General features: G+C 70.6%; 2 protein-coding genes. Both read right to left on the bottom strand.

The window, feature by feature from the left end:
• A partial coding sequence (locus AC27IQ_RS24155; RefSeq protein ID WP_487091080.1) for a UvrD-helicase domain-containing protein occupies window positions 1–1,349 on the bottom strand: 1,349 nt, incomplete at its 3' end.
• A gap of 10 nt (window positions 1,350–1,359) precedes the next feature.
• On the bottom strand, window positions 1,360–1,600 hold a 241-nt coding region (locus AC27IQ_RS24150), incomplete at its 5' end, for a hypothetical protein (RefSeq protein ID WP_487091079.1).

Below are 1,600 nucleotides of genomic sequence, written 5' to 3'. Positions count from 1 at the left end.
ACCTGCGGCTCGGCACGCCGAAAGCGGTAGATGCTCTGCTTGGGATCGCCCACGATGAACACGCTGGGCGCACGCCCTCCGCCCGCGCCCACATAGCCCGACAGCCAGGCGTGCAGCGCCTGCCACTGCAGCGGGTTGGTGTCCTGGAACTCGTCCACGAGCAGATGCCGCACCCGCGCATCCAGCCGCTCCTGCACCCATCCGCTCAGCACCGGGTCGGACAGCATGACGAGCGCCGTGCGTTCGACATCGTTCATGTCCACCCAGCCGCGATCGCGCTTGAGGGCAGCGAATGCAGCCACCAGGGCGCGCGTGAGCCGGGCCATGCGGTGGTGGTGGCCCCAAGCCTCGTGCTGGCGGCGTGCCAGGCACAGGCGCTGCAGCTCGGCCTCGGCTTCCTGCGCCACGGCGAACTTCTCCAGGTTTTTGCTGAGCCGGTCTTCCTTGGCCACGAAGAAGGCGCGGCGCAAGCGCTCCAGGCGCTCGTGCAGGTCCTCGCACGCGAAGGCATCGACCACTGCGTCGGCCGCCTTTTGCGGCGTCTTGTTGGATTCGGTGCCCAGGGCACTGGCGCGGGCCAGCCAGCGGGCGCGCGCCGCATCGCCCTCCAGCGCATGGGCCGGGCTGTCCAGCCCCTGCAGGTCGGGGAAGTGCGCATGGAACGGCGGGACCGAGGCGTCGATCACGCCGGCCGCGTCCGCCAGTTCGAACTCGATGCGCTTGGACAGCGCCGCGCCCAGGGCCTTGTGCGTCTGCGACCGCCCGTGCAAGGCCACCGCCGCTAGGTAGTCGGCATGCAGCGCGGCATCGTCGGCCACCTGCTGCAGGAACGGCGGCCAGACCTGGCGCACGGCCTCGGCGTCGTCCTCCAGCAACTCGTAGTTGCCGGGCAGCCCGCGTGCGTGCAGCACCGCCAGCGGCGCCGTGCCCAGCAGCGCGGCGAACCAGCTGTGGAAGGTGCGGATCTGCACCGGCCGCCCGGATTCGAGCATCGAGCGGTACAGCGTCTGCAGCAGCACGCGCTTTTCCAGCGCGCGATCGGGCGGGATGCCGCGGGCGACCAGTTCCAGGGCCAGGCGCTCAGGCTCGGCCTGGGCAAACTCTTCCAGCCATTCCTGCAGGCGCTGGCGCATCTCGCCCGCGGCCTTGCGCGTGAACGTGATGGCCAGGATTTCGTGCGGCGCGCACCCGTCCAGCAAGGCGCGCAGCATGCGGGAGACGAGCATCCAGGTCTTGCCCGCGCCCGCGCAGGCTTCCACCGCCACGCTGCGGTCCGGATCGCAGGCAATCGCATAGAACGCCTCGCGCGTGGCCGGACGGCCGTTGTGTTCGTAGGCGGCCAGCGTCATGGTGCGTTCTTCATGCCCAGAAATCCTTGCGGCACAGGCCGCGCGCAGCGCAGTAGTCGCACACGGCGCCCTCGCCCAGCGCCGGCATGGCGGCACCGGCAGCGATGCGTTCGAAGTCGTGCAGGATGCCGTCCACCAGCTGGTCGCGCAGGGCCACGATGTCGGGCTGCTCGAAGGTCCGCGTGTCGCCGCGCTCGCCCACGTTCACGTAGGCCGCGCGCAGGTGGTCGTCGTGCAGCAGCGCGGCATAG

The sequence above is a fragment of the Acidovorax sp. KPB24-07 genome, from assembly GCF_057543315.1.
Note: the sequence above shows the minus strand (reverse complement) of the source record. Positions and strands in the feature narration are given on the sequence as shown.